At 60.8% G+C, this 25,965-nt stretch carries 19 protein-coding genes; 10 read left to right on the forward strand and 9 right to left on the reverse strand.

Features of this window, described 5'->3' with window-relative positions; genetic code table 11:
• The first annotated feature begins 92 nt into the window (after positions 1 to 92).
• Both BBI10_RS20205 and nudC read left to right on the forward strand, forming a co-directional pair.
• Positions 93 to 905, forward strand: coding sequence for a crotonase/enoyl-CoA hydratase family protein (locus tag BBI10_RS20205; protein WP_065991404.1), 813 nt, complete (start codon positions 93 to 95; stop codon positions 903 to 905).
• 90 nt (positions 906 to 995) lie between these two features.
• On the forward strand, positions 996 to 1,862 hold the full coding sequence (gene nudC / locus BBI10_RS20210; RefSeq protein WP_065991405.1) for an NAD(+) diphosphatase: 867 nt from the start codon (positions 996 to 998) through the stop codon (positions 1,860 to 1,862).
• Here the strand turns inward: nudC and BBI10_RS20215 are convergent.
• From BBI10_RS20215 to BBI10_RS20240, 6 genes are all read right to left on the reverse strand, one after another.
• Positions 1,824 to 2,597, reverse strand: a complete 774-nt coding sequence (locus tag BBI10_RS20215) for a TSUP family transporter (protein ID WP_065991406.1) — start codon at positions 2,595 to 2,597, stop codon at positions 1,824 to 1,826. The genes nudC and BBI10_RS20215 overlap by 39 nt on opposite strands.
• 276 nt (positions 2,598 to 2,873) lie before the next feature.
• Positions 2,874 to 4,013: a Gfo/Idh/MocA family protein gene (locus BBI10_RS20220; RefSeq protein ID WP_065991407.1), complete on the reverse strand. Its 1,140-nt coding sequence runs from the start codon at positions 4,011 to 4,013 to the stop codon at positions 2,874 to 2,876.
• Between the two features lie 126 nt (positions 4,014 to 4,139).
• The gene (locus BBI10_RS20225) at positions 4,140 to 4,907 is read right to left on the reverse strand and encodes an SDR family oxidoreductase (protein ID WP_065991408.1); all 768 of its coding nucleotides are present in this window, start codon (positions 4,905 to 4,907) and stop codon (positions 4,140 to 4,142) included.
• 24 nt (positions 4,908 to 4,931) lie between these two features.
• A complete protein-coding gene (locus tag BBI10_RS20230) occupies positions 4,932 to 5,999 on the reverse strand; it encodes a phosphotransferase family protein (protein ID WP_065991409.1) in 1,068 nt (355 codons plus the stop codon).
• A 207-nt stretch (positions 6,000 to 6,206) separates the two neighbouring features.
• Complete coding sequence (locus tag BBI10_RS20235) at positions 6,207 to 6,521, reverse strand: SCP2 sterol-binding domain-containing protein (RefSeq protein ID WP_065991410.1); 315 nt, start codon at positions 6,519 to 6,521, stop codon at positions 6,207 to 6,209.
• A 57-nt stretch (positions 6,522 to 6,578) separates the two neighbouring features.
• Entirely contained in the window at positions 6,579 to 7,289 is a 711-nt protein-coding gene (locus BBI10_RS20240) for a histidine phosphatase family protein (RefSeq protein ID WP_065991411.1), read from the reverse strand.
• 206 nt (positions 7,290 to 7,495) lie between these two features.
• Between BBI10_RS20240 and sohB the strand changes: the two genes are divergently transcribed.
• Positions 7,496 to 8,518 (forward strand): protease SohB, encoded by a 1,023-nt coding sequence (sohB, locus tag BBI10_RS20245; RefSeq protein ID WP_065991412.1) that lies wholly within the window; start codon positions 7,496 to 7,498, stop codon positions 8,516 to 8,518.
• Between the two features lie 330 nt (positions 8,519 to 8,848).
• On the opposite strand, the gene BBI10_RS20250 is transcribed toward sohB, so the two are convergent.
• Both BBI10_RS20250 and BBI10_RS20255 read right to left on the reverse strand, forming a co-directional pair.
• Positions 8,849 to 9,343, reverse strand: a complete 495-nt coding sequence (locus BBI10_RS20250) for a DUF934 domain-containing protein (RefSeq protein ID WP_065991413.1) — start codon at positions 9,341 to 9,343, stop codon at positions 8,849 to 8,851.
• Positions 9,327 to 10,985, reverse strand: coding sequence for a nitrite/sulfite reductase (locus tag BBI10_RS20255; protein WP_065991414.1), 1,659 nt, complete (start codon positions 10,983 to 10,985; stop codon positions 9,327 to 9,329). The genes BBI10_RS20250 and BBI10_RS20255 overlap by 17 nt, the downstream gene beginning before the upstream one ends.
• A 1,201-nt stretch (positions 10,986 to 12,186) precedes the next feature.
• On the opposite strand from BBI10_RS20255, the gene tssL reads away from it, so the two are divergent.
• From tssL to tssF, 7 genes are all read left to right on the forward strand, one after another.
• A complete protein-coding gene (tssL, locus tag BBI10_RS20265; RefSeq protein ID WP_065991728.1) occupies positions 12,187 to 12,870 on the forward strand; it encodes a type VI secretion system protein TssL, short form in 684 nt (227 codons plus the stop codon).
• Between the two features lie 2 nt (positions 12,871 to 12,872).
• Complete coding sequence (locus BBI10_RS20270; protein WP_065991416.1) at positions 12,873 to 15,599, forward strand: type VI secretion system Vgr family protein; 2,727 nt, start codon at positions 12,873 to 12,875, stop codon at positions 15,597 to 15,599.
• Positions 15,596 to 17,518, forward strand: a complete 1,923-nt coding sequence (locus BBI10_RS20275; protein WP_065991417.1) for a phospholipase D-like domain-containing protein — start codon at positions 15,596 to 15,598, stop codon at positions 17,516 to 17,518. The genes BBI10_RS20270 and BBI10_RS20275 overlap by 4 nt, the downstream gene beginning before the upstream one ends.
• Positions 17,518 to 18,804, forward strand: a complete 1,287-nt coding sequence (locus BBI10_RS20280; RefSeq protein WP_065991418.1) for an SEL1-like repeat protein — start codon at positions 17,518 to 17,520, stop codon at positions 18,802 to 18,804. Before BBI10_RS20275 ends, BBI10_RS20280 begins: the two co-directional genes overlap by 1 nt.
• A complete protein-coding gene (locus BBI10_RS20285) occupies positions 18,801 to 19,823 on the forward strand; it encodes a hypothetical protein (RefSeq protein ID WP_065991419.1) in 1,023 nt (340 codons plus the stop codon). Before BBI10_RS20280 ends, BBI10_RS20285 begins: the two co-directional genes overlap by 4 nt.
• A 123-nt stretch (positions 19,824 to 19,946) precedes the next feature.
• Positions 19,947 to 20,210 (forward strand): PAAR domain-containing protein, encoded by a 264-nt coding sequence (locus tag BBI10_RS20290; protein WP_065991420.1) that lies wholly within the window; start codon positions 19,947 to 19,949, stop codon positions 20,208 to 20,210.
• Positions 20,211 to 20,262: 52 nt separating this feature from the next.
• Entirely contained in the window at positions 20,263 to 22,029 is a 1,767-nt protein-coding gene (gene tssF, locus BBI10_RS20295) for a type VI secretion system baseplate subunit TssF (RefSeq protein WP_065991421.1), read from the forward strand.
• A gap of 216 nt (positions 22,030 to 22,245) precedes the next feature.
• Here tssF and metH read toward each other — a convergent pair whose 3' ends face one another.
• Entirely contained in the window at positions 22,246 to 25,956 is a 3,711-nt protein-coding gene (gene metH, locus BBI10_RS20300; protein ID WP_065991422.1) for a methionine synthase, read from the reverse strand.
• Between the last annotated feature and the right edge of the window lie 9 nt (positions 25,957 to 25,965).

The following is a 25,965-nucleotide window of genomic DNA, read 5'->3' on the forward strand; positions in this document are numbered from 1 at the left end:
TGGCGCAACCGTGGCCTGCGGGCGCACCGACCGACTTGCTATGATCCGGCGTCATGGAATAAACCCCGTCTGCCCTAAAAGGATCTAAAGCCGTGTCTGACTACAGTGCGTTCAAGGTCGAACTGGCCGACCACATTGCCCACTTCCAGATCAATCGTCCGGAAAAAATCAACGCGATGAACGCTGCGTTCTGGCAGGAAATCATCGAGATTTTCCGTTGGGTCGAGGACACCGACGACGTCCGCGTGGTGGTGCTCAGTGGCGCTGGCAAACACTTTTCTTCGGGCATCGACTTGACGCTGCTCGCCTCGGTGGCCAGCGAGCTGGGCAAGGACGTGGGCCGCAACGCCCGCCTGCTGCGGCGCAAGATCCTGCAGATGCAGGAATCCTTCAGCGTGGTTGATCGATGCAGCAAGCCGGTGCTCGCCGCCATTCAGGGCTATTGCATCGGCGGCGCCATCGATCTGATCAGCGCCTGTGACATGCGTTATGCCGCGGACGATGCGCTGTTTTCCATTCGCGAAATCGACATGGGCATGGCGGCGGACGTCGGCACCCTGCAGCGACTGCCGCGCCTGATCGGCGAGGGCATGATGCGCGAAATGGCCTACACCGGCCGTAACGTCGGCGCCGAAGAAGCCCTGCGCATTGGCTTGGTCAATCGCACATTCACTGACCTGCCGCAGTTGTTCGAAGGCGTGTTCGCCATCGCCCGGGACATCGCCGGCAAATCACCCATCGCCATCAGCGGCAGCAAGCGCATGATCGGCTACATGCGCGATCACAGCGTGGACGACGGTCTCGAATACGTTGCCACCTGGAACGCTGCCATGTTGCAATCGGCCGACCTGAAGCTGGCGATGGTCGCTCACTTGAGCAAACAGAAGCCGGTCTTCGACAATTGACTGACCTATTTGAATGCATCACCGACGGCTGCCTGTGAGTCTTTCTACCGAGTTGCAGACGGGCCCGTCGGTGCTCAGAGGAGTTGAGGCATGACGCCCCCGAAGCGTTGGACTACCGCCGTGCTTGATGTTCAGGCACCCGGCGGCTGGGCCGTGGTTCAGAGTGACCAGGGCTTTTTGAAAGACAGCAACGGCGTGCTGTTCCCCCGCGAATGGCTGAAGCGCCAGGCGCTCCCGTTACTGCACGAGCATGGCATTGGCCATTTTGACGGCGAGCCGGTGTACGTGCAGACCCTTCAACATTCGCCGGGGTCGGATCTGGCGTTGGAGGCTGAGGGTTCGCAGTGGCAGACCCTCCGTCAGTTCATGCTCGCCGACGACGCCGATGTGTTCCAGATGCTTGGCTACGCGGCGCAGATCAGCACCTGGGCCCGTGAACATCGTTTTTGTGGGCGTTGCGGTCAGGCGGCGCAGCAAGTGCCGGGGGAGCGGGCGATGTATTGCCCGCACTGCGATCTGCGCGCGTATCCGAGGATTTCGCCGAGCATGATCGTGCTGATCACCCGCGGCGATGAAGTGCTGCTGGCGCGCTCGCCGCGTTTTGTGTCGGGGGTCTACAGCACCCTGGCCGGGTTCGCCGAACCGGGCGAGTCTGCAGAGGACTGTGTACGGCGCGAGGTGATGGAAGAGGTCCGGGTCACCGTCAAGAATATCCAGTACAAGGGCAGCCAGTGCTGGCCGTTCCCGCACTCGATGATGCTCGGCTTCCACGCCGAATACGACAGCGGCGAGATCGTGCCCCAGGCAGACGAAATCGAAGACGCCCAGTGGTTCAGCATCCATGACCTGCCGCCGTTGCCGGCCAGTCGCTCGATTGCGCGCTACCTGATCGATCTGTATCTGGCCCAGCGCTCGGGCTCAGTTGAACCAGTGCTGCCAGGCCAGGCGGACGGTTAAGCCCAGCACCACGGTAATGAAGACAGGGCGGATGAACTTCGCGCCGCCCTTGATCGCGGTTCTGGCGCCGAGAAAGGCGCCGACCATCAGCGCCAGGCCCATCGACAGACCAATGACCCAGTCCACCGAGCCGTTGATGGCGAAGATCATCAGCGCGGCGGCGTTGCTGACGAAGTTCATGCTGCGCGCGACGCCGCTGGCTTTCACCAGATCGACCGGGTACATCAACAGCGTGCTGACCGTCCAGAACGCCCCGGTGCCGGGCCCGGCCACGCCGTCGTAAAAGCCCAGCCCGAGGCCTTGGGGCAGCTGCCATTTGGTCTTGATCGGCGCATTGCTGTCCAGCGGCGCCTTGGGCGTGCCGCCGAACAGCAGGTACAGACCGCAGCCGAACACGATCACCGGGAGCATCTGGTTCAGCAGTTCGGCCGGCAGATAATGCGCGACTACGGCACCGATCAGCGCACCCACCGCCGTGCCGATCAGGGCGCGTTTCCACTGCCCCGGATTGAACAGCTTGCGCCGGTAAAAGGTGTAGCTGGCGGTGGCCGAGCCAAAGGTCGAGCTGAGCTTGTTGGTGCCCAGCACCAGATGCGGCGGCAGGCCGGCAGTGAGCAGGGCGGGCGTGGTCAACAGCCCGCCGCCGCCTGCGATGGCGTCGATGAAACCGGCGGCAAAGGCAACGACAGCCAGCACCAGAAGGGTAATGGGTTCAACGGTGAGTTCGAACGGCATGGGAAGGCGCTTATCGGGCAGATGGGCAGAATGGCTGCCCGGAAGCGCAGCATTCTACCTGCAAGGCGCGCGGTGTAGTAGGACCGGCTTCAGCCGGGAAGGGGCCGGTTTGAACGCTCTCAATCTCGCGGTGTGGCGCCCGACGCCTTCGCGGCTAAAGCCGGTCCTACTAATACCGCACGCGGTGTGTCAGGTGGGACGCGCTCGTATTGTGGGACCGGCTTCAGCCGGGAAGAGGGCCGGTGGGGACACCCTTGGCTTTCGGTCTGACCTGACTCAAATATCCGACACACTCACCCAGCGCATCTCCTTCGCCGCGATGCGAATCGCTGTAGCCAGGCGCTCGACCTCCATCGCTTCGGCAAAATCCGTCCCGCTCGAACCTTGTCCACCCAGCGCCTGGATGAGGTCGTGCACTTCCAGTGTCTTCAGTTCGTTGTACCCCAACTGATGCCCTGGCGCCGGGCAGAAAGACGCGTACCCGGGTTGCGCAGGACCCGCCAGAATCCGCTGAAACCCGTCGCGTCCCGGCGCGCCGACCCGGTACAGCCGCAGCTCGTTCAAGCGTTCCTGATCAAACGACAATGTCCCTTCGGTGCCACCGATCTCGAAGCTCAGGTGATTCTTGTAGCCGTGCTTCAGCCAACTGCTGCCGAATGTACCCCGCGCGCCGTTGGCGAAGCGCAGCAGCGCGTAAGTCTGGTCATCGATACTGATCGCTCGTTGCTCTTCGCTGCCGCGCGTGGCCGGGCGTTGCGGATACACGGTTTGCGAGTCTGCGCACACCGCGTCGACATCGCCGAGCAGGTACCGCGCCATTGCCAGCAAATGGCTGCCGAGGTCCGCCAGGGCTCCGCCGGCATGGGCCTCTTCGCAGCGCCACGACCACGGCGACAGCCCATCGCCCATGAAGTCCTCGCTGAATTCCCCCTGAAAACTGACGATCCGGCCCAGCTCGCCACGCTCGATCATCTGCTTTGCCAACCCGATGATCGGGTTGTGCTGGTAGTTGTAACCGACCCTTGTCACCACGCCGGCCTTGCGCGCTGCCGCCTGCATCTCCCGCGCCTGCGCCAGACTCACCGCCAGCGGCTTCTCGCAATACACTGCCTTGCCCGCTTCAAGGGCCGCCATGGCCATGGGGAAATGCAGCTGGTTTGGCGTGGCGATCGCTACCAGATTGACCGCTGGATCGCTGATCAGCTGTTGCCAGTCGTCATGGCTGCGCTGGAACCCCCAACTGGCTGCGCACTGTTGCGCACGCGCAGCATCGGCATCGGCCAGCGCGACAAGGGTGAGGTTGAAGGGCAGATCGAACGTAGTGCGTGCATTGTGAAACGCCAGGGCGTGAGCCCGACCCATGAAGCCCGTGCCGATCAGGCCGACGCCCAGTTCTGGAAGAGAATTCCCGCGCATGACAGCGTGTCCTTTAAGACGTGTTGTTGTGCGGAAAATGTAGGCGGTTGGGGGCGCCCGATGGAATCTTTATTCCATCAGGAACACCTCAGTTTCACCTCAGCGGCGTAGGTCTGCCTCCACGACTCAGGACAGAAACCCGCCGTCCACATTCAACGCCACGCCCGTCGTGTAGCTCGACGCGTCGCTCGCCAGGTACAGCACCGTCCCCGCCATCTCGCTCGGCGCCGCCACCCGCTTGAGGGGAATCTGCGCCAACGCGGTGTTGAGGATCTTCTCGTTGCTCACCAGCGCCGAGGCGAACTTGGTGTCGGTCAGGCCCGGCAGCAGGGCGTTGCAGCGGATGCCGAACTGCGCGCATTCCTTGGCGAAGACTTTGGTCATGTTGATCACCGCCGCTTTGGTCACCGAGTAGATGCCCTGATACACCCCCGGCGAGACGCCGTTGATCGACGCCACGTTGATGATGCTGCCGCCGCCGTGTTCGCGCATCAGCTTGCCGGCCTCCACGGACATGAAAAAGTAGCCGCGGATGTTCACGTCGACGGTCTTCTGGAACGCACCGAGGTCGGTGTCCAGCACGTTGCAGAACTGCGGGTTGGTCGCCGCGTTGTTCACCAGAATGTCCAGGCGGCCAAACTGCTCGCGGATCTGCGCGAACACGGCCGTGATCTGTTCCATTTCACCGATGTGGCAGGCGATGGCAGTGGCCTGGCCGCCCTCGGCAATGATCGCGTCCGCGACCTGCTGGCAGCCGTCGATCCTGCGGCTGGAGACGATGACATGGGCGCCTTGCTGGGCCAGCAGTTTGGCGATCGCTTCGCCGATGCCACGGCTGGCCCCCGAGACGAAAGCGATCTTGCCATCGAGGTCGAACAGTTGGGTCTTGGACATGTTGTTTTCCTTGTCGTGTCGCAATCAGAGGCTGGAGCGCTCAATCACTTGCAGGGCCATGCGCTCCAGCAGGGCGTTCATGTGAATGAACTGAGCGAAGCGCTTGTCCTGGGTCTGGCCGTGGAAGAAGCGGTAGTAGATTTGCTGGACGATGCCCGCCAGACGGAACAGACCGTAGGTGTAGTAAAAATCGAAATTGTCGATGGCAATGCCCGAGCGCTCGGCGTAGTACGCCACGAACTGCTCACGGGTGAGCATGCCCGGCGCATGGCTGGGCTGGCGCCGCATCAGTTGCACCGGCGCGGGGTCGTCCGCCTGAATCCAGTACGCCAGACTGTTGCCCAGGTCCATCAGCGGATCACCCAGCGTGGTCAGCTCCCAGTCCAGCACACCGATGATTTGCATCGGGTTGTCGGGGCCGAGGATCACGTTGTCGAAGCGGTAGTCGTTGTGCACCAGGCTGGAGACGGGGTGGTCCGCCGGCTGCTTTTCGTCCAGCCAGCGCGCGACCTTTTCCCAGCTTGGGGCATCGGCTGTGCGCGCTTTCTCGTAACGCTCGGTCCAGCCGCGAATCTGCCGCTCAATGTAACCCTGGGGCTTGCCCAGATCGCCGAGGCCACAGGCGTTGTAATCCACCTGATGCAGTTCCACCAGCCGATCGATGAAGCTCTTGCACAGGGTTTCGGTCTGCGCGGCATCGAGGTTCAGCTCGGCGGGCAACTCCGCGCGCAGAATGATGCCCTTGACCCGCTCCATCACGTAAAACTTGGCACCGATCACGCTGTCGTCAGTGCAATGCAGGAACGCCTTGGGGCAATAGGGGAATGCGTCGCGCAGTTGATTGAGGATGCGGAATTCGCGGCCCATGTCGTGGGCGCTTTTCGCCTTGTGACCGAACGGCGGGCGGCGCAGAACCAATTCCTGCTCGGGGTACTTCAGCAGGTACGTCAGGTTCGACGCGCCACCGGGAAACTGGCTGATCTGCACGCTACCGCTCAGGCCGGGGACGTGGGCTTTCAGGTACGGGTCGATCAATGCAGCGTCGAGCTCTTCGCCGGATCGAACCGGGGTGGACTGGTCGGTGAGCGCCATGCGTATCCCTGCAGATTATTTTGGTGGGCCAGGATCATTGGCTAATCTAATGCGCACCGGCGACCGCGAACAAGGGCTATTGGCGCGGGTGTTACGCCGCAATCAGCCGCCCTGATTCACAGGCGGGAGGCGCTGTCTTGCACGTCGCCCGGACGAAAAAAAACCGAAGCCGGGCAGCTTCGGTTCTTTCGCAACGGCGGTGCGTCCTCAGGAAGGAAACAGCTCGCTCAGTTTCATCGCCAGCATCATGTCGCCTTCAGCGCGCAGTTTGCCGCCCATGAACGCCTGCATGCCGTCGGTCTCGCCGCTGACGATGCCTTCCAGGGTTTCGCCGTCCATCACCAGGGTGACCTGCGCGTCCGGGTTCTCGCCTTCCTGCAATTCGCAGGTGCCGTCCTTGACGATCAGGGAGAAGTTCTTGGTTTCGTCGATGCGGAAACCGAACACCAGGTCCAGGCCCGCAGCAGCGGCTGGGTTGAACTTGGCTTTCATGGCGTGGACGGCGTTTTCTACGGAGCTCATGGTGTGATCCTTTTATATGAGTGGTGATGAGCACTTTGCGAGTGCGATTGGCCGGGCTCATCGATAGGTGATGAGCTCCGGCGCCTTCATCAGTTGCAAGTGCGCGTAACTGTTGAAGGAAGCCAGGGACACCTCGCGCTCACGGAACTTCACGTGATTGAGCGAGGTGTTGACGATGTGCCAGTTCAGTTCAAAAGCCTGGGTGGCCGGCATCTGTGTGATCAGGTGAAGCAGGGCGGTGATGGTGCCACCGGAGGTGAACACGGCGATGCGGTCGCTCGGCCCGGCGCTGTCGAGGATGCTGCTCAGGCCGGCTTCGACCTGCTCGACGAAGGCCTGCCAGCTCTGCAGGGCGGCGGCGTCGTGATCGCCCACCAGCCAGCGGCGAATGATCGCGGCGAACAGGCGCTGGAACTCGGCGCGGTTGTTGGCCGCGTCGCGCATGATCTCGAAGGCGTCCGGTTCTTCATCCAGCATCGCCGGGAGCAGCGCGCGGATCACGCCTTCTGCGTTGAATTCGTTGAAGGCGATGTCGGTTTCAAGTTCGGGGGTGACAAGGCCGGCGGCGTTGAGCTGGGCGATCACCGTTTCGGCCGTGTGGCGCTGGCGGAACAAGGCGCCACTGATGCAGCGGTCGAAGTTCAGACCCAGCTGGGCGAGGTGTGCGCCGAGGATTTCCGATTGACGAAAACCGGTAGGCGACAGGACGTCGTAATCGTCCGCACCAAACGAGGCCTGGCCATGTCGTATGAGATAGATGCTGCCCACGACCGCTTCACCCTGGCACGTTGAAAGTGCTGGGAGGTTATGAGGACGGCCCGCGGTCTGTCAATGAAAAAACATACGCTCGTTTGAATTGGCCGATCTGTCCCGTATTCGCCGTCGCGTCACTGGCTCGGCCACCGGCGCGCCGGTATGCTTGGCCCCATTCGCGATCCTCTGCCGAGGGTCTGCTGTACCGGTAAGGAGTTTCTGTGGAGTTCATTTTCGATTACGCCAGCTTCCTGGCAAAGACCGTCACCATCGTGATCGCGATCATTGTGGTGCTGGTGGTCATCGCGTCGATGCGCGGTCGCGGGCGCCGTGGCGCAGGCGGTCAGTTGCACGTCACCAAACTCAATGACTTCTACAAAGGGCTGCGTGATCGCCTCGAAGGTTCGCTGCTGGACAAGGCGCGGCTCAAGGCGCTGCGCAAGTCCCAGGCCAAGGAGCTGAAGAAGGACAAGAAGTCCACCGAGGTCAAGTCGCGGGTCTACGTGCTCGACTTTGACGGTGACATCAAGGCTTCGGCCACCGAGAACATGCGCAACGAGATCACCGCGCTGCTGGCCCTCGCCACCCCCAAGGATGAAGTGGTGCTGCGCCTGGAGAGCGGCGGCGGCATGGTCCACAGCTACGGTCTGGCGTCGTCGCAGCTGGCGCGGATTCGTCAGGCGGGCATTCCGCTGACCGTCTGCATTGACAAGGTCGCGGCCAGCGGCGGCTACATGATGGCGTGCATCGGTACCCGTATTATCAGTGCACCGTTCGCAATCCTCGGGTCGATCGGCGTGGTGGCTCAACTGCCCAACGTCAATCGTCTGCTGAAAAAGCATGACATCGATTTCGAAGTGCTGACCGCCGGCGAGTACAAGCGCACGCTGACGGTGTTTGGCGAAAACACCGAGAAGGGCCGTGAGAAATTCCAGGAAGATCTGGACATCACCCACGAGCTGTTCAAGAACTTTGTCGCCAGCTACCGCCCGCAGTTGCAGATCGACGAAGTCGCCACCGGCGAGATCTGGCTGGGCATTGCCGCCAAGGACAAACTGCTGGTGGATGAGCTGAAGACCAGCGATGAATACCTGTCGGAGAAAGCCAAGACCGCCGAGGTGTTCCACCTGCACTACGCCGAACGCAAGAGCCTGCAACAGCGGGTTGGCATCGCCGCGAGCACGTCGGTTGACCACCTGGTGACAGGGTGGTGGGGCAAGCTGACGCAGCAGCGGTTCTGGTGACTGATCCCTTGAGCGCATCGCGTGAAGGCTGCATGAACCCATTGTAGGACCGGCTTTAGCCGGGAAGGGGCCCGAACAGGCGCGACATTGATAGCGCTCACACTGACCTCTTCCCGGCTGAAGCCGGTCCCACTAAATGCAGCCGTGCAGCTATTGAGATTTACAGTGAACACGAATGTAGGACCGGCTTTAGCCGGGAAGGCGTCGGACCCTACACCGCAAGATTGACGGCGCTTGCACCTTGATTCAGCTGAATTAAAAAGCCCCGGCTTCTCGCGAAACCGGGGCTTCTTATCAAGCGTGTTTAAACGCGGAATCAGCAGCAGCGACTCAACGCCGCCGAAACAGCGGCAGCGGCTCGTCGGTGGCAGCCTGATAGGTCACGGAAAAGTCCTTCAGACCTTCCAGCGCCTCGTACGGATCCTTGTCGGCACGAATGGCGAACGCATCGAACCCGCAGCGGTGCAGGTAGAACAGCTGATCGCGCAACACATCGCCAATCGCCCGCAGCTCGCCCTTGTAACCGTAGCGGTCACGCAGCAAGCGCGCATTGGAGTAGCTGCGGCCGTCGGTGAACGCCGGGAAGTTCAGGGCAATGACCTGAAACTGGTCCGCGTCGTCGCCGATTTCTTCGGCTTCCTCGTCGCTGTCCAGCCAGACACCCAGGCCGCCGTCGCGGGCTTTCAGCGCATGGGCATGCTCGCGCCACAGGGTCAGCGGCACGATCAGGTCGTCGCAGTTGGACAGGCTGTCGAAGGTTGTGTCCTTGGGCAGCAGGTGCCAGGTCTCGTCGATGACCTCGTTGTTCTTAATGATTCGCTGCATAGACGCGCTCCTTGAAAGGGTCGATGCCAATACGCTGGTAGGTGTCGATGAAGCGCTCGTCTTCGTTGCGTTTCTCAACGTAGACGTCGATCAGCTTCTCGATCACATCCGGCATGACGTCCTGAGCGAACGATGGGCCAAGGATCTTGCCCAGGCTGGCGTCGCGGCTGGCGCTGCCGCCCAGGGACACCTGGTAGAACTCTTCGCCTTTCTTGTCCACGCCGAGAATGCCGATGTGGCCCACGTGGTGGTGGCCGCAGGCGTTCATGCAGCCTGAAATGTTCAGGTCCAGCTCGCCGATGTCGAACAGGTAATCGAGATCGTCAAAACGACGCTGGATCGATTCGGCAATCGGGATCGACTTGGCGTTGGCCAGGGAGCAGAAATCGCCGCCCGGGCAGCAGATGATGTCCGTCAGCAGGCCAATGTTCGGCGTTGCGAAGCCTTGCTCGCGCAGTTCGCCCCACATCGCGAACAGCTGGCTCTGCTCGACGTCGGCCAGAATCACGTTCTGCTCGTGGGACGTGCGCAGTTCACCGAAGCTGTAGCGGTCGGCAAGGTCGGCGATGCCGTCCAGTTGCTTGTCGGTGAGATCGCCCGGCGCCACGCCGGTCGGTTTCAGCGACAGGGTCACGGCCGCGTAGCCCGGCTTTTTGTGGGCCAGGACGTTGCGCGAGCGCCAGCGTGCGAAACCGGGGTGCTGTTGATCCAGCTGAGCCAGTTCGGCGCTGTAATCGGTCAGTGCCTTGTAGTCCGGATCGACGAAGTGTTTGGCAACGCGATGCACCTCGGCCTCGGTCAGCGTGGTCTGGCCGCCGCGCAGGTGAGCCATTTCGGCCTCGACCTTCTCGGCGAACACTTCAGGGGTCAGCGCCTTGACCAGAATCTTGATGCGCGCCTTGTACTTGTTGTCGCGACGGCCGTAGCGGTTGTACACGCGCAGGATGGCGTCGAGGTAGCTCAACAGGTCCTGCCACGGCAGGAACTCGTTGATGAACGCACCCACCACCGGCGTACGGCCAAGGCCACCGCCGACCAGCACGCGGAAGCCCAGCTCGCCGGCAGCATTCTTGAGCGGCTCCAGGCCGATGTCGTGGACCTCGATAGCAGCGCGGTCGGAGGCCGAGCCGTTGATCGCAATCTTGAACTTGCGCGGCAGGTAGGCGAATTCCGGGTGGAACGTCGTCCACTGACGGACGATTTCACACCAGGGGCGCGGGTCCACCAGCTCGTCGGCAGAGACGCCGGCAAACTGGTCCGTGGTGACGTTGCGCAGGCAGTTGCCGCTGGTCTGGATCGCGTGCATCTGCACGGTGGCCAGTTCGGCGAGAATGTCGGGGATGTCTTCGAGTGCCGGCCAGTTGAACTGCACGTTCTGGCGGGTACTGATGTGCGCGTAGCCCTTGTCGTAATCACGGGCGATCTTCGCCAGCATGCGGGCCTGGCGCGAGGTCAGCTGGCCGTAAGGCACAGCGACGCGCAGCATCGGGGCGAAGCGTTGGATGTAGAGGCCGTTTTGCAGGCGAAGCGGGCGGAACTCTTCTTCGCTGAGCTCGCCGGCCAGATAGCGGCGGGTCTGGTCGCGGAACTGCTTGACGCGGTCCTCGACGATCCGCTGATCGTACTCGTCGTATACGTACATGGTGGTCCTGTTCTCAGGCGGTTCACTGCTGCTGGGCCAGCCGGAAAGGCGATGCGTTGTCGTCTGCTTTCAGGCTACCGAACAAATCTGCGCGCACGGCCGCGCACTCCTTGCGGAGCCGGGGGAGGTTACCAGTTTGCAGATATGCGCAAAAGTGATGTTTGAGTATATGCACAGAACCAAAAGTGCTAAGCAGTACGTCGGTCCGGCATAACCTCACTTGTGATAAGGGCATGGCTCGACTTTACTCTGGCAATGGCCGACGACCCCTGTCGCTGGTCCGCGAGTTTTGCGATCACCCATAAAACAGACAAAAGGCGATGCAATGCGAAATCACCCGAAAGTTGCCAAATCCGAGAGCCATGTGGATGCATGGGCCATTCTGTTCATTGTCGTGCTGGTGGTGGGGGCGGTGGTGTTCTGGGTGACACACCAGTAGCGAGGACCTCCACCTATCTGTAGGCCTGCTGCTGGCGAACCCGTTCATGCAGGCACTGCAACGGCGTCTGCGAAATCGGGTTCGCCATCATGTCGGCTCCGTCGGGCACCCTATGCCGGCCTTTATAAGGCTGCTCGCCTTGTGAGCGCGGTTAGCCGCCGATCGCTTTGCCATTTCCAGTCTTCATACTTCGGCCCTCACGATTTAATACTCAGGTGTTTCCGGCTGAATCGGCTAAAGGACCTGCATGTAAAATTTAAATGATGGGTCAGCGTTCGATTAAACAGAATGTATATTCGGGCAGCCCACCGATGGCTATAAATCCTCGCTGTTGGTGTTGGCGTTCACAGTGCTGGCTTTAACTGACTTTAAATTCTGGCTTCAGATCCTTTTCACTTAACGTATCAGAACTTTCCGTAGGATCGCTCCTGATATTTGTAAGAGGTTTCTTGATGTGAAAAGGTGGGTAGCATTTTAATTTTTCAGTCATTAGCCTTGCTCCTCAACGTCGGGTGGGATCTGGGCGACGTAGCTGCGGGCCCAAGGCTGTGGGGCCGAAGGGCAGGCTGCCGGGGCCGCGTTGTCCATGCTCGCACACGCCAATTTTCGCCATCAAAATATCCAGTGTCCAAACGGACGGAAAATCCGTAGACGCAATATTCTTTATTCCCTGCGCGAACTTCATTGATGTGGGCCGGGGTCACGTTATCGCCTGAGTGATCGATTAATCATTCAATCCTGAAAATGCTCTCGGTGTTACCTATGAATTCAATAAGTCATGAGCCCTCCGGTATTGTGCCGATTAATGTAGACCTTATCTTCCAGGATACCTATTTGCTGGCGGTTGAACTGCGTCACGGTCGCACCATGACCGACAGCAAAACATTGCGCGAGACGTGTATTGCCCAAGTTGAAGGCGCGCGCAGCGCATTGCAGGAAGCAGGCATGAGCCAGCGCAGTATGGACTTGATCATCCATGCGCAATGCGCGCTGCTTGATGAAGCCGTGTTGACCAACGTCGGGGACGGCGTCCGACAGATATGGATCAACGAATCGTTGCAGGCCCGCTTATGCGGGCACCATCGAGCGGGTGAAATCCTGCATGAGCAAATGCGGGAAGTGCTGCGCGAGCCTGCGCCGGACATGCACGTCGTGACCCTATTCCAGCGGGTGATGATGCTGGGATTTCTGGGCGGTTATCGATCGCTGGATGACGAAGAGCGCATGGTTCTGAAAAACCAGCTGGACGCACTGGCAGGGCCGCAACTGTTCCCGGTGCGGCCGACCTGGATTGACGCCAGAGAGCCTGTCCGCACATTCCCCTGGTGGCTACGTTCTCCACTCCTGCACCTGGCAATCGCGGGACTCGCGCTGGTAGTCCTCTGGTGGTTCCTGAATCGTACGCTCGCCAACATGGTCGACGAGCTTGTCGCGAGGGGCGTCTGACCATGACGGACTCACGCCCGGCCTTTTTTGACCACAGCCGTCACACCCTGCGCGTCGACGACTTGAATGCCGACCTCGACGTGCTGACGTTCACGGGCGAAGAACACCTCAGCCAGCCGTTCACCTACGTCATCGAGTTCACCTCGACGGTTCAGGATATTGGCGCCGGTCACATGCTCGGCAAAGCCGCGCAGTTCACGCTGCACACCGCGCCCCACGTGCTCCCCAGCGCCATGGGCGGTTTGCCGTTACCCGCCGTACCCCCGCTGCGCACCCTGTGTGGCGTGGTCACCGGTTTCAAATGCCTGTCAGCCTCCAGGGACGAGGCGCGTTACGAAGTCACCCTTGAACCGCGGCTGGCTCTGCTGTCCCGCGGGCATCAGTACCGTATCTACCAACACATGTCGGTGCCGGAGATTGTCGACAGCATTCTGCGCAGTCGCCACGACATGGAAGGCCATGATTTCCGCTTCAAGCTCGTCCGTGACTACCCCCGGCGCGAGCAAGTGATGCAATTCGGCGAAAGCGATCTGGCGTTCATCTCACGGCTGCTGGCCGAGGTGGGCATCTGGTTTCGTTTCGCCCACGACGCCCGTCTCGATATCGACGTGATCGAATTCAACGACGATCAGCGCCATTACCAATGGCCGCAAATCACGGTGCCGTGTCGCTCGCCCTCGGGGCTGGACAGCCATGACCAGGACGCCGTGTGGCAGCTGCAATCCGACCATTGCGTGGTGGAAAAGCGCATTCACTTTCGTGCCTACGACCCACGGGATGCCAATGCCTGGCTCGACGGCGAGGTGGACCAGAGCCGCCGCGACACCACCACCTACGGCGAGGCCTATCACTATGCCGAGCCCTATACCGTGCTGGGCGACGCACGGGATCAGGACGAAGACCTTATAAGCGAAAGCGGTTTCTTCCATGGCCGGCTGCGCCACGAACGTTATCTCAATGCCCAGACACGTTTAACTGGCGTCAGCAGCAGTGCGACCCTGGCGCTGGGGCAAATCCTCGACGTCACCGGCGACGCCCCCCACGCGTTTGAACCCGGCGCCGTGATCACGGGCCTGAGCCTGCGCGCCGCCCGGGACCGCAGTCTGGAAGTCGCCTTCGTGGCCATTCCCTTCAGCGAGACCGTTTGCTTCCGTCCCCCGGTGCCGCGCAAGCCGCAGCTCGCCGGCACCGTTGCCGCGCGGGTGACCAGCGTCATCGCCAACGACCCCTACAGCCACATCGACAAGGAAGGTCGCTACAAGGTCAACTTCCTGTTCGACCGTGATCCCTGGGAGCCCGGTGAAGAAAGTGCGTGGCTGCGTCTGGCCCGGGCCTACGCCGGCGACACCCACGGCCTGCACCTGCCGCTGATTGCCGGCACTGAAGTGGCCGTGGCCTTTGAGCATGGCGACCCCGACCGGCCCTACATCGCCCATGCCTTGCACGACGACCGGCATCCTGACCCGGTGACCCTGGCGGACCGGGACTTCACCCGTAATGTGCTGCGCACCCCCGCCAACAACAAACTGCGCATGGAAGACGAGCGCGGCAAGGAGCACGTCAAGCTCAGTACTGACCACAGCGGCAAGAGCCAGCTGAATCTGGGGCATCTGGTGGATGCCAACAAGGACAAGCGCGGCGAAGGCTTCGAACTGCGCACCGATGGGTGGGGAGCGATTCGCAGCGGCAAAGGGCTGTTCATCAGCGCTGATGAACAGGCCGGCGCCCAAGGGCAGCAGCTGGAGATGGCAGCGGCGATTGCCCACCTGCAGCACGCGGTGGAGCAACTGCAAGGGCTGTCCCAGGATGCTCAGGCGAGCAGGGCCGAGCCCGCCGGCGTTCAGGCGCAAGTGGACTTGCTGGAGCAGAATCTCGAACAGCTCAAATCCGCCGTGTTGTTGCTCAGCGCGCCGCAGGGTATCGCCCTCACCAGCGGCAAGCACCTGCAACTGGCCGCCCACGACAACCTCATGCTCAACGCCGGCGGCGAAGCCGACATCAGCGTGGTCAAGCGGATGTTCATCGGGGTCGGCAAAGGCTTGAGCCTGTTCGTGCGCCAGCTGGGCATCAAGCTGATCGCCAACCAAGGGCCGGTCACCTTGCAGGCGCAGAACGACACGCTGGAGTTGCTGGCCCGGCAAGGCCTGAGCATCACCAGCACCGAAGACGAAATCCACATCGTCGCCAAGAAGAAGATCGTGCTCAACGCCGCAGGCAGCTACCTGACGCTGGAGCAGGGTCTCATCGAGTCGGGGACGGCGGGCGACCATCTCCTCAAGGCCGCGAGTTTTCAGTTCCTCAAGGGCGGCGCGACCATGGCTGCCGACCATCCCGACTCCCCGAAACAGCTGACCCGCCAGCCCCTGCGCCTGAAGCTGGCCGCAACGCCCAACCTTGGCAGCAGCTGGACTCACATGCCCTACAAGCTTTATGCCGATGGCGGACTGATCACCGAGGGTGTCATGGACGGCAGCGGGCACGTCGAGGTTGATCATCAGCCGACGACGCAGGAATACCGGCTGGAAATGGCCAACGGCGTCAGCTACCGCATTCCCGCCGTGACCACTTACAGCCATCCCGAGCAGGGAAGGCTGGCCAATCAGGGCCTGCACAACCACCGTTCCGCGCCCGACACCCCGGTCAATCAGCCGGCTGCACACACCGACCACCGCACGCAGTATGCCGCCGTGCTGAATAACACCGCCGATCAGGAAGAGGAGGCCCCATGACGCAGCCCGAAATCGTCGCGCCCGTATCGTTTCAAGAAACCGACACCGTGACTCTGACGCCCCCCTGGTTCGTGCAGGACTCTGAGTACCCGCCAGCTTTGACGACGTACATGCCGCTGGTGAACGGCGAAGAGACCTTTGGTGCCGTGCACCGTGCCATTGCAAGCGCGACACGTTCGGTCGATATCATTTGTTGGGGGTTCCAGCCGTCGATGTATTTCATTCGCAACGGGGGGAAGCACCCCAGCATCGGCGCGCTGCTCATGGAAAAGGCCAAGGAGGGTGTAAAGGTACGCGTATTGGGCTGGGAGGCGCCGTTCAATACCGCAGGCATGGCGGGCGAAGCTAACCTTCCAGGCAAGGGGTTGCTTGCGCTCGACGATCGTAAAATGCAACACACCGCCGACGTCGAATACGGCTATGACCGTTATTGGTTCGCCAAGTGTGCCATTGCCGCTGGCCAGGCACCCAAGCGCATCAGTGAACAATACCCGGCTTACGCCAGTCGCGGCTTCAGCCTGTTCGACCGCGCCGAGATCGTTCACCAGGCCCGGTATCACAGCGCCGATCCGAACCTGAGCGCCATCACGTTCGCAGCCCTCGGTATTGCCGTCACCCACCATCAGAAAACCGTGCTGGTGGACTATGAAGCGCCCGAACACGCGGTGGGTTTCGTCATGGGCCACAACACCCTCGACGAATATTGGGACACGGATAAGCACTCGGCGCTCAAGCGCGACAAAGCCAGTAAACCCGCGCCCGATGCCGGGCCTCGGGGTGACACGCCGCGTCAGGACATTTCCAGCCAGGTGGCCGGGCCGATACTTGAGCACCTGCACCACAACTTCGCCACGGCCTGGTTCGACGCGACGGGCGAAGACCTGATGACCACTCGCGACGCCATGGCCCTGGGCAAACGCCTGCAATGCCCGGCCGACCAGCAACGGCACTTCGCCCAGATCCTGCGCACGCAGGCCCAGGAAGGCCGACGCGACATCGAGACGCTTTATCTGCAAGCGGTGAACAACGCCACGGGCTTCATCTACATCGAAAACCAGTACTTTCGCTGGCCGCCCCTGGCCGAAATGATCAAGAAGGCCGCCATCGCCCAGACCCAGGGCGGACGCGACCCCGGCAAGCACGGCGCATTGCACCTGTTCGTGATCACCAACGTGACCGACGACGGCATCGGCAAAGGCACGGTCAACACCCACCGCATGCTCGACAGCCTGGGGCGCGCCGACACCATGCCGAAAATCACCCAACTGCAGCGTATCGAGGCAGCCAAGGCAAAAGCCGCCGCGCAGGAGCAGGACCTGAGCGAATTGATCGCAGACCAGGCGACAACCCTCGCCACCGAACTGTTGTCCCTCTCGACGACCCTTCTGACCGGGGGCGACAGCGCGATCAGCGAGAAGGCCCGCGAAAAGCGACGGGACGCCGAAAGCGCGGCGGCCTTCCGGATGGCTGTGCTCGAAGACCAGATCAAGGCCATCCAGCAAGAAGTGCTCAAGCCCGAGGAAATTCCCAACCTCAAAGTGCACATCTGCTCGCTGGTGGCGCCCGACTCACCTCCCGGCAACTGGATGCCGGTGTATATCCATTCCAAGTTGATGATTGTCGACGATGTTTTCACCACCCATGGCTCCGCCAACATCAACACCAGAAGCATGCAGGTGGATAGCGAATTGAATATTGCCCATGAGTGGGCGAGTGAAACTCAGGCGTTGAGGCGGAGGTTGTGGAAGCTGCATACGGCCAAGCAAGGGATGCAGGATGATCCGGAGGCGGCGTTTAAAGCTTGGCAGAGCATTATCAAGGAAAACAAGAAGAGAAAGGGTGATAAGGGGAAAGGCGAACCCTATGCGCCCCTCGTCGAGTTTCATTATTGCCCTGCCACCCTAACGAACCTCGATTGATGCGCCGTTTATTGCTGCTCGCCTGCCTGACTCTAACTGCCTGCGACAACGGCAGCGGGTTACGACCACCACTACCGGACAAGGACATCCCGATGAAATCCCTCGCTGCAATCAAGGACAACCTGGCCTTTATCTGCAAACACGAAACGCTACCTCCGGCAAGTGCTGACAGCGATCTGCTGTTCCAGTACGCCCGTTGGTTGGAGAAGAACAACCAGTTGAAACAGGACACGACTACCGACTTGGAAATTACCCGGCTGTACCGCATTGCTGCCGAGAACGGCCATGTCAAAGCCACTATCAACCTGCAGAACGGTAGCCTCCGCGGAAAGTACAAACTTCGGGGCCACGAACACCTGCGCTTCAGTCAATACCTGATCGATGCAAAAGTAGCCACGGGTTACTACTTTGTGTCGATGTTTCTAAAAAACGGTATCGCTGATCTGAAACAGGACATTGAGATGTCGTTGCGTTACTTGCGCAAGGCCGCCGACGAAGGGAGTGCCCAAGCCCAGTACGAGATTGGCGAGGCGCTGGCGCCAAGCGACATCGCTCCTGAAATTGCGGTGCAGATGTACCGCTGTGCCGCAGCTCAGGGCCACGGCGAAGCAGCATCAACATTGGGAGTTGACCGTAAATACAACAAACAATATCGAGAGGCGCTGGAAGCATTCCAACTCGGCGTTGCAGCGGGTGATGAAACGTCAGCAGGATGGTTGGATGACAGTTTCCGAGGGCCAGAACTCACCGACGAATTGTATTATCTGGGTCTGGAGCAAGACCTCGAACGCGCCGACCGCTACAAAACCATCTGGCGCATCCTGGCGAGGTATTCCTACGCCCACCCCAAAGTCCCCGAAATCAACGACATCCTCCCGCTGCCCCCGGCCAAACTGCCGCCGTGGGATGGCAAGCTGCAATGGCTGGAAGCCCGCGAAGCCAATGTCCCGCCTGAAAAACCATCGCCTGAGTTAATTCAGCGCCTGACCCAGGACCTAAAACTCGACCCTGCTACCGGCAGACCGATGCCGGGCGCCAAGGGCTTCAGCCAGGCAGACCTGTCAGCCGACCAATGCGTCGCCGGGACCAAGTGCCCGGTCAGCGGTTGGTGGCAGGTGGTCGTTCACCGAGAGCTGCACACCCCCAACGGCCAGTCCATTGTTCGTCACTTCGAGCAAGGAGACGTTTTCCCTGTCGAGCGCATGCGCTATTACCGTGACCGAATCTGGCCGCTGCCCAAGAGCGAACACGAAGGCCCGGTGCGGGTCTGGTGGAGGCTGGCATGAAGAAGTGGTTTCTGAAGGCGTTCTTCCTGCTGTCCGCAACAATGCTGCTGACCACAGGGTTGTTTGAGCTCTACAGCAAAATGCCAGTCTGCGAAGAGCTGGTAAACGGACGGGGCGCGCTGAACAATAGTTGTCTGCCCTATGATCAGGTACTCGCAGGTGACTACAGGGTCCGAAAAGGCCAGGTGTATTGGGAGGATCGAGAATATGCACCTGAAAAAAACTGCGGATTTGGGTATTTTTCGATACTTGCAAATATAACTAGTTTTAAGTGTTTGTTGGAGATGAAGGGATACATTCGAACAGTAGAGCATCGAACGTTAACCAAGCTAGAAAAGCTGTCGCCTGCGTTCAGGGTTTTAGAAGGCACAGAATCCGGACTGTTGGACTGGCAAAAAAAGCAATTCAACAAATATGCCGTGAGCGAACAGGGTGTGTATTTCGAAGGACGGTTGTTGGAAGGGGCCGACCCAAAAAACTTCTCGGTTATCTTCCCGCTGGGCGATTCTAAGGTGTGGAGCTTTTTCAACGTCTCCCGTGCTGGAAGTCTTACCTTTGTGAGCGGGAAAAGCTTGGGAAACGTCGATCCAGCTTTATATCATTTGCTCCCACCTGTTAAAGGTCCAAGCGTTCCCGCTGGTTGTGGTGCGAATACGCTGGCTGAGCCGCTTCAGGCTGAAGGTGGCAGTTCATTCAATGGGGTGGCTAACTGTGGACTGGCTGTTTCTCATAATCTGAACGTGTTGGCACCCTGCGAAATGTCGGAGAAAGGTGTAAGGGGCGCGTGCTGGTCATTGAAGAATTTGGATTCGGCCATCGACAAGGGAGTAGCGGCACAATCGGGCAAGGACGTCTTCTATTTTCATCGTTATGGAGTAAGTAAGTTTATAGGTGCGGCCTTGACCGATTACTTCGTGTTTGAGCGCGATGGAATGTTGTACATTGATAGTGGCGGCACAAACTTCAGAATGTTGTTGGGGCGGAGCAACTTTGCGACACTTATATTGAGCAGAAAGTGAACCAGCTAATGCGCTGGCGTAATTGTCTGTATGGTTTTATTTTTTAAAAAAATAGAAATCTCATCTGGCTTGCTTATTTGGCTCGATGCATTACCCATGAATTTCAATCAGAAGGTATCCCTTATGAAAGGCATCATCCGCATCGGCGACACCACCACCGGCGGCGGCATCGTCAAAACCGGCTCGGACGCAATGATCTTCGAAGGCATTGGCGCGGCGCGCGTAGGCGACATCGTGCTTTGCCCGTTGCCAGGCCATGGCACCACCCGCATTGCCCAGGGCAACTCAGGCTACAGCGACGACGGCGTAGCCATCGCGTTCCACGACGACCTCTGTGAGTGTGGCTGCGCATTGATCACCTCCCTCCCGGAAGCCAGCGCCGGCTGAGCAGGCAGGATGTTTATCAACACCCGAGACACCCAAGACAAGGACATCTGCCATGAGCAAGGACAACCCGACGCTGGCGTACTTCGACGCCGAGATGCGCTACCTGCGCGAAGCGGCTAAAGAATACGGCGCCGCATTCCCCGACCGCGCCGCCGCGTTGAGTCTGAACAGACCCGGGGCTCAGGACCCCGCCGTCGAACAGCTGTTTCAGGGCTTTGCGTTCCTGATGGGGCGTCTGCGGGAAAAGCTCGACGATGACCTGCCGGAGTTGACTGAGGGCTTGGTCGGGCTGGTGCGGCCGCAGTATTTGCGCATGATTCCGTCGCTGTCGATCGTCGAGTTCTCGCCTGACATCCATGAGATGAAGACCAGCGAGACGATCCGCAAAGGCTTCGAGGTGCGCTCGCGACCGGTCGGCCCGCAGGGGACTCGCTGCCGTTACACCACCACGCAGGACCTGACGCTGCGTGCGCTGTCCCTTGATGCCGTGGGGGTTGGACAGGAGGCGGATGGCTGCTCGGTGATCAGGCTGCGTTTCTCCCGGGGCAAGCTGTTGCAATGGGACACGATGGACCTGGGCAACCTGCCGTTGTACCTGAATGCCAGCGCGCCCGCGGCCAACGCCTTACATCAGGCGCTGGCGCTCAATGCCCGCAAGGTCTACCTGCGCAGGGGGAGCTCGGAGCGCGAGGAGGTCGCTGTCAAATTCAGCCCCAAGGGCTTCGGCGACGAGGATCGCCTCTGGCCGCAGGGAGAAGACCGTATCAGCGGCTGCCCGTTATTGCTGGAGTATTTCAGCTTCCCCGAGAAATTCATGTTCCTCACGATCAAGGGCCTGGAGCAGGTGAAACTGGACGCCAACACCAAGGCGTTAGAGCTTGAAGTGGTGCTCGGTCAACCCTGGCCCCGCGGGTTCGCGCTCAGTGCAGAGCACGTCCGTCTTCACGCCGTGCCGGTCATTAATCTGTTTGCCCTAGAGGCGGACCCTCTGGCCCTCGATCCCTTACAGACCGATTACCGGCTGCGGCCAGTGCAGGTGGAGGATGCCGACACGGACATCTATTCCGTGGACAGCGTAATTGCGGGCAAGCGTGCTGCGCGGCACGAGTATGTGCCCTTCAGCCATTTTCAGCACAGGGGCGGCATGCTGCGCGACGACGCTCCGGAGCGCTATTTCCATACCCGGCTCAAACCCGCGCCAGATGGGTCCCACGACACATGGCTGATCCTGGGAGGAGACGGTTTCGAACAGGACCGCTTGAACCCGGCACACCGCCTGACACTGCAGTTGACGGGCATCAACGGCGAGCTGCCGCGAATGGCGCTGGCCGAAACAGTGCTGGACCAGCCTGCGCAGTCCAGTCGGCGGACATTGACGGTGCGCAAGCTCTGTGCGCCGACGATGCCTTGTTACGCACCCGACAAAGACCGCTTTCACTGGCGTGTGCTCAGTCACCTGGGCTCAAGCTTTCTGCCCTTGCTCGACAGTGCCGAGGTCTTGCGCAATACGCTGGCGCTTTACGACTGGACCGACAGTGCGCTGAACCGGCGCCGGTTACAGTCGATCATCGAGGTTCGTCATCACCTGATCCAACGTTTTGAGGGCGGCTTTCTGCTGCGCGGTGTGGACATTGAAGTCACGCTGGAGGCAGGCCATTTCGCGGGGGAAGGGGACATCTGCCTGTTTGGTGAACTGCTCAACCGCTTCTTTGCGCAGTACGCCGACATTCATCTGTTCAACCAGCTGACGTTGATCCTGCAACCGCAGGATAAACATTTGCGGTGGAGCGAAAATCACAGCCAGCGAGTGCCTGGGTGAATCGTTAATTGGCGAGCACCGTGGCAGATTTTCTTTCATTGAGACGCTACGCTGCCGCAGAGCAAACATAGCGGTGTGGGAGCGAGCTTGCTCGCGATACAGGGCGGCAATCCGCCGACTATTTCAGCGTCTGGAATGCCGTATTCGCGAGCAAGCTCGCTCCCACAGGTCCTGCAGTGGCCGAATCCAGTTCAGCCGAAAATGACTGGGCCGTGATTACTCGTCATAGCCCAGATTCGGCGCCAGCCAGCGTTCGGTCACGCTCAAATCCTGCTGCTTGCGCGCCGTGTAGCTTTCCACCTGATCCTTGTCCACTTTCCCCACGGCGAAGTATTGCGCCTGAGGATGGGCGAAGTACCAGCCGCTGACCGCCGCCGCCGGGAACATTGCGTAGTGCTCGGTGAGGAACACGCCGCTGACGCCGGGTTTGCCGTCGCCTTGGGCCGGGTCGAGGAGGTCGAACAGCACGCCTTTCTCGGTGTGATCCGGGCAGGCCGGGTAGCCGGGGGCAGGGCGGATGCCGGTGTATTGCTCCTTGATCAGCTCGTCGTTGCCCAGCTGCTCATCGCGGGCGTAACCCCAATACTCTTTGCGCACCTGCTGGTGCAGCCATTCTGCGCAGGCCTCGGCCAGACGATCCGCCAATGCCTTGACCATGATCGCGTTGTAGTCGTCGCCCTTGTCCTGGTACGCCTTCGACACCTCTTCGGCGCCGATGCCGGCGGTGGTGATGAAGCCACCGACGTAATCGGTGACGCCGCTGCCCTGGGGCGCGACGAAATCGGCCAGGGAGAAATTCGGCTTGCCGTCGGTCTTGATGATCTGCTGGCGCAGGTGATGCAGCTTGGCCAGTGGCGCGCCGTTATCGTCGAGCAGTTGAATGTCGTCGTGGTCAACCTGATTGGCCGGCCAGAAGCCGAACACGGCGCGGCTGCGGATCAGCTTCTCGTCGATCAGTTTGCGCAGCAACTCCTGGGCGTCCTTGAACAGCGAGGTGGCCGCTTCGCCCACCACTTCGTCGGTGAGGATGCGCGGGTACTTGCCGGCCAGGTCCCAGGAAATAAAGAACGGCGTCCAGTCGATGTAATCCACCAGCACGTTCAGGTCGATGTCTTCCAGCACCTTGACCCCGGTGAACGTCGGCTTCACCGGCTGGTAGGCGGCCCAGTCGAACTGCGGCTTCTTGGCGATGGCCGCGCCGTAGCTCAGGCGCTCGGTGCGGGCGCTGCGCGCGGAGGTGCGCTCACGCACTTCCACGTATTCGGCGCGGGTCTTCTCGATGAAGCCGGCTTTGAGTTCCTTGGACAGCAACTGCGTCGCCACGCCCACGGCGCGAGAGGCGTCGGTGACGTAAATCACCGCGTCGTTGCTGTACTTGGGCTCGATCTTCACCGCCGTGTGCGCTTTGGAGGTGGTCGCGCCGCCGATCATCAACGGCAGGTGGAAGTCCTGACGCTGCATCTCGCGGGCGACGTGAACCATCTCGTCCAGGGAGGGCGTGATCAGGCCCGACAGGCCGATGATGTCGCACTTCTGCTCGCGGGCGACCTGCAGGATCTTCTCCGCCGGCACCATCACGCCGAGGTCGACGATGTCGTAGCCGTTACAACCCAGCACCACGCCGACGATGTTCTTGCCGATGTCGTGGACGTCGCCCTTGACCGTTGCCATGAGGATCTTGCCCTTGGCTTCCGGCTTGTCACCTTTCTCTTCTTCAATGAAGGGAATCAAGTGCGCCACGGCCTGCTTCATCACGCGGGCGGACTTAACCACTTGCGGCAGGAACATCTTGCCCGAGCCGAACAGGTCGCCGACCACGTTCATGCCGGCCATCAACGGGCCTTCGATGACCTCGATCGGGCGCTTGAAGGACTGGCGCGACAACTCGGTGTCTTCAACGATGTGCGTGGTGATGCCCTTGACCAGTGCGTGCTTGAGGCGCTCGTTGACCTCCCAGCCGCGCCACTCTTCGGTTTCCGCTTCCTTGACCGAGCCGTCGCCTTTGTACTGGTCGGCGAGGGCCAGCAGCGCGTCGGTACCTTCCGGCGTGCGGTTGAGCACCACGTCTTCCACCGCGTCGCGCAGCTGGGCCGGGATCTGGTCGTAGATCTCCAGCTGGCCGGCGTTGACGATGCCCATGGTCAGGCCGTTGCGGATCGCGTACAGCAGGAACACCGAGTGAATCGCTTCGCGCACGGGGTTGTTGCCCCGGAACGAGAACGACACGTTGGACACGCCCCCCGACGTCAGCGCATACGGCAGTTCGTCGCGGATGTAGGCGCAGGCGTTGATGAAGTCGACGGCGTAGTTGTTGTGCTCTTCGATGCCGGTGGCGATGGCAAAGATGTTCGGGTCGAAAATGATGTCTTCCGGGGGGAAGCCCACTTCATTAACCAGAATGTCGTAGGAGCGCTTGCAGATTTCCTTCTTGCGCACCTCGGTGTCGGCCTGGCCGGCTTCGTCGAAGGCCATCACCACCACCGCCGCGCCGTAGCGCTTGCACAGCTTGGCGTGATGGATGAACTGCTCGACGCCTTCTTTCATGCTGATCGAGTTGACGATGCCCTTGCCCTGGATGCACTTGAGGCCGGCTTCGATGACTTCCCATTTCGAGGAGTCGATCATGATCGGCACGCGGGAGATGTCAGGCTCGCCGGCAATCAGGTTGAGGAAGGTCACCATGGCCTTCTTCGAGTCCAGCATGCCCTCGTCCATGTTGATGTCGATCACCTGGGCGCCGGCTTCGACCTGCTGCAGGGCGACTTCCAGGGCTTCGGTGTAGTTGTCTTCGCGGATCAGGCGGGCAAAACGGGCAGAACCGGTGATGTTGGTGCGCTCGCCGACGTTGACGAACAGCGAGCTGCGATCGATGGTGAACGGTTCCAGACCGGACAGGCGGCAGGCCTTGGGAATCTCCGGAATCGGCCGCGGCGCATAGGGCGCGACGGCGTTGGCGATGGCCTTGATGTGCGCCGGGGTGGTGCCGCAGCAACCGCCGACGATGTTGAGGAATCCGCTCTGGGCGAACTCTTCGACGACTTTGGCCATCTCTGCCGGGGCTTCGTCGTACTCACCGAATTCGTTGGGCAGGCCGGCGTTGGGGTGCGCCGAGACGTGGGTCTCGGCCTTGTTCGACAGCTCTTCCAGGTACGGCCGCAGCTCGCTGGCGCCCAACGCACAGTTGAGGCCCACAGAGATCGGCTTGGCGTGACGTACCGAGTTCCAGAACGCTTCGGTGGTCTGGCCGGAAAGGGTGCGGCCGGAGGCGTCGGTGATGGTGCCGGAAATCATGATCGGCAGCTCGAAGCCCAGCTCGTCGAACACGCCCTGAACGGCGAAGATCGCCGCTTTGGCGTTGAGGGTGTCGAAGATGGTTTCGATGAGGATCATGTCCGCACCGCCTTCGATCAGGCCTTTGGTGGCTTCGGTGTAGTTCTCCACCAGTTCGTCGAAGGTCACGTTGCGGTAGCCGGGGTTGTTGACGTCCGGCGACAGCGAGCAGGTGCGGCTGGTCGGGCCGAGCACGCCGGCGACGAAGCGCGGCTTGTCGGGGGTTTCCAGGGTCTTGGCGTCGGCGACCTGGCGGGCCAGGCGCGCGCCCTCCACGTTCAGTTCGTAGACCAGCGCTTCCATGCCGTAGTCGGCCTGGGACACTTGGGTGGCGTTGAAGGTGTTGGTTTCGAGAATGTCGGCACCGGCGTCGAGGTATTCCTTCTCGATCGCACCAATCACGTCAGGCCGGGTCAGGATCAGCAGGTCGTTGTTGCCCTTGATGTCGCTCGGCCAGTCGGCAAAACGCTTGCCGCGGTAGTCTTCTTCCTCCAGCCGATAGCTCTGGATCATGGTGCCCATGCCGCCATCGAGGATCAGGATTCGCTGTTGAAGAGCCTGCTGGAGTGCTTGAAGACGCGCGCTGCGATCTGACATGAAGGTTAC

This window comes from Pseudomonas graminis (assembly GCF_001705435.1).
Taxonomy (GTDB): domain Bacteria; phylum Pseudomonadota; class Gammaproteobacteria; order Pseudomonadales; family Pseudomonadaceae; genus Aquipseudomonas; species Aquipseudomonas graminis_B.